Source organism: Arthrobacter sp. H5, from assembly GCF_000520595.1.
Classification (GTDB): Bacteria; Actinomycetota; Actinomycetes; order Actinomycetales; family Micrococcaceae; genus Arthrobacter_D.
This window is the reverse complement of record NZ_KI915004.1, coordinates 12,153-14,901: the sequence shown is the minus strand read 5'-3', so window position 1 is coordinate 14,901 and position 2,749 is coordinate 12,153. Positions and strand designations below refer to the sequence as shown.

Here is a 2,749-nt window from a genome sequence, read left to right as displayed (position 1 = left end):
CCGCCGTAAGAGCTCAGGCTCGACGGCCCTGCAGCGTTACCGGGCCGTGCTTACAGACCGCATCTTCATTGGAGTGCTGCTGGTGGGCGGCATGAACTTCTCCGGATTGTTCTCCTACCTGTCTGCGTCGCCCTTCCTTTTCCAAGACGTTTATGGCCTGGATCCGCAGCAGTATGGTTTGCTCTTTGCGGTCAACTCCCTGGGAATTGTCGCAGCCGTCCAAATCAGTGCGAGGGTGGTCCGGCGGATTGGGCCCCAATGGGTCATCGCGTACTCGACGGCGTCGATGCTTCTGATGTCGCTACTGATTGTGCTCTTCGACCAGCTGGAATTCGGGTTCTGGGGAACTGCCGTGCCGCTGTGGTTCTACATCATGTCAGCCGGATTCACCTTCCCGTGCGTACAGGTATTGGCGCTGGCAAACCACGGTGCGCAGGCCGGAACAGCCGCATCGCTGCTTGGCGCAGTGACGTTTGGGCTTGCCGGCGTGATTTCACCGATCGTTGGCGTACTGGGGATCGGATCGGCAACACCCATGGCTTCAGTCATGGCCGCCTGCATTGCCCTCGGCGTAATCTTCCTCTGGACTATTGTGCGGCCACGGACAGTTCCGGCGCTCCAATAGTCCCAGGGGGCTATCGGGTCACGATTGTGAGGCCCGCTCCGCCTGGCGGGCAATGTTCCGGGCCATGGACTTGAAAACGACCCCGTGGAATGGGAGCACCGCAAGCCAGTAGAGCCTGCCTGACAATCCATGGGGAAAGAACACCGCACGTTGAAGGTACTCGCTCGATGTACCATCGCGCTTGACCGACATTTCCAACCACGCCCGGCCGGGGAGCTTCATCTCCGCCCGCAGCCGCAGCCGCTCGCCACGGACCAACTCCTCCACACGCCAGAAGTCGAGTGCCTCACCGGCCATGAGCTCCGAGGCGTGACGGCGGCCCCGTCTCAGGCCGACGCCGCCGGCCAGCTTGTCCAACCAGCCACGGGCGGCCCACGCCACCGGCCAGGAGTACCAGCCATTGTTGCCGCCGATGCCTTCAATGACCTTCCACATCTCCGCGGGCGACGCGGAAGTGCGGTAGGTTCTCACATCTTTGTAGACGGTGTGACCTGCCCACTGCGGGTCCGACGGCAGTGGGTCTGCCGACGTCTGTGCCTGGGAAGCACCGGCCCAGCTGGTCTCCACTTCGCCGTCGCGCATTTTGCCCAGTGCAAGGTCAACTGCGCTCCGGTAGCTGGTCAAACCGCCGTCGGGCGCCGGCACAAGCTGGTGGATGTCGGACTCGGCGGTAATCGCGTCATGCTGCAGGGATTCAATCAGGGGCATGGCCATGACCCGCGGAATGGGAGTCACCAGGTTCACCCAGTGGCCGGCCAGTCTGGGGGTGAGCACCGGGAGCGCGAGGATCTTCCGGCGCGGCAGGCCGGCGGCTTCAGCGTACCGGTTCATCATCTCGCCGTAGGTGAGCACGTCTCCCGATCCGATGTCGAAGGTCCGGTTGAGATCCGCCGGAAGGTCCAGCGCCGCCATCAGGTAGTAGATGACGTCCCGCACGGCAATAGGTTCTATCCGGTTCAGTACCCATTTTGGGGCAGGCATGACCGGCAGTACGTCGGCAAGATGACGGATCATCTCGAAGGATGCCGATCCCGACCCGATCACCACCCCTGCCTGATAGGCGATAGTGGGCGTTCCGGACGTCAGGAGGATGTTTCCCACCGCTTCACGCGAGCGCATGTGGGTGGAAAGCTCCGCGTCCTTCGGGTGGAGGCCACCCAGGTAGATAATCCGCTTGACCCCGGCGTTCTCAGCCGCCGCTGCAACCATCCGTGCGATTTCTGCTTCCCGTTTTTCGAACCCTCTCCCCGAGCCCATGGAATGCACCAGGTAGTACACGGTGTCAACGTCGCGGCAGGCGGAATTCATGGCATCCGCATCCTGCAGGTCACCCTTTACAACGTCCACCGCCGCCGCCCACGGGACGTCCCGCAGCTTCTCCGGCGACCGGACGATGACGCGAACCTGATGACCGGCTTCAACGAGGCGGGAAACCAGACGGCCGCCAAGGTAGCCGGTGGCGCCCGTCACAAGGATGGTTCTTCCGGTTGGATCCATCAACCCAGCCTACGCGTTGTTCGGCATTCGGCCCGCCATCTGTACAAAACAAGGGCCCGACCAGCAGTTTCTCTGGTCAGGCCCTCATAATTTGCTCCTCCGACTGGACTTGAACCAGTAACCCTTCGATTAACAGTCGAATGCTCTGCCAATTGAGCTACGGAGGAAAGCAGCAGATACAACTTTACATAGGTTCAGCAGTGAAGTGAAATTGGCTCCCAGCTAGTCGGACCGCAGGGCCCGGCGCTGGGTTTCAAGCTCCATCAGCTCCCTGTTGAGCTGTTGGAAGAGGCTCGGATCGGCCGTCGAATCAAGCCGTTGGAGAGGGATGGTTCTTCCGGTTGGATCCATCAACCCAGCCTACGCGTTGTTCGGCATTCGGCCCGCCATCTGTACAAAACAAGGGCCCGACCAGCAGTTTCTCTGGTCAGGCCCTCATAATTTGCTCCTCCGACTGGACTTGAACCAGTAACCCTTCGATTAACAGTCGAATGCTCTGCCAATTGAGCTACGGAGGAAAGCAGCAGATACAACTTTACATAGGTTCAGCAGTGAAGTGAAATTGGCTCCCAGCTAGTCGGACCGCAGGGCCCGGCGCTGGGTTTCAAGCTCCATCAGCTCCCTGTT

The 2,749-nt window shown here is 60.9% G+C and carries 3 protein-coding genes and 2 tRNA genes; 1 reads left to right on the top strand and 4 read right to left on the bottom strand.

Annotated elements, in window-relative coordinates:
• Nucleotides 1–625, top strand: a 625-nt coding sequence (locus Y708_RS25255) for an MFS transporter (protein ID WP_035776469.1), incomplete at its 5' end; no start/stop codon positions are given.
• A gap of 18 nt (nucleotides 626–643) precedes the next feature.
• On the opposite strand, the gene Y708_RS0114465 is transcribed toward Y708_RS25255, so the two are convergent.
• The 4 genes from Y708_RS0114465 to Y708_RS0114450 all read right to left on the bottom strand — a co-directional run bounded on the left by Y708_RS0114465 (nucleotide 644) and on the right by Y708_RS0114450 (nucleotide 2,640).
• Complete coding sequence (locus Y708_RS0114465; protein ID WP_028280480.1) at nucleotides 644–2,122, bottom strand: SDR family oxidoreductase; 1,479 nt, start codon at nucleotides 2,120–2,122, stop codon at nucleotides 644–646.
• A 94-nt stretch (nucleotides 2,123–2,216) separates the two neighbouring features.
• Nucleotides 2,217–2,289: transfer RNA gene (locus Y708_RS0114460), tRNA-Asn, on the bottom strand.
• A 55-nt stretch (nucleotides 2,290–2,344) separates the two neighbouring features.
• Nucleotides 2,345–2,473: a hypothetical protein gene (locus Y708_RS31440; RefSeq protein ID WP_275451115.1), complete on the bottom strand. Its 129-nt coding sequence runs from the start codon at nucleotides 2,471–2,473 to the stop codon at nucleotides 2,345–2,347.
• Between the two features lie 94 nt (nucleotides 2,474–2,567).
• Nucleotides 2,568–2,640: transfer RNA gene (locus Y708_RS0114450), tRNA-Asn, on the bottom strand.
• Between the last annotated feature and the right edge of the window lie 109 nt (nucleotides 2,641–2,749).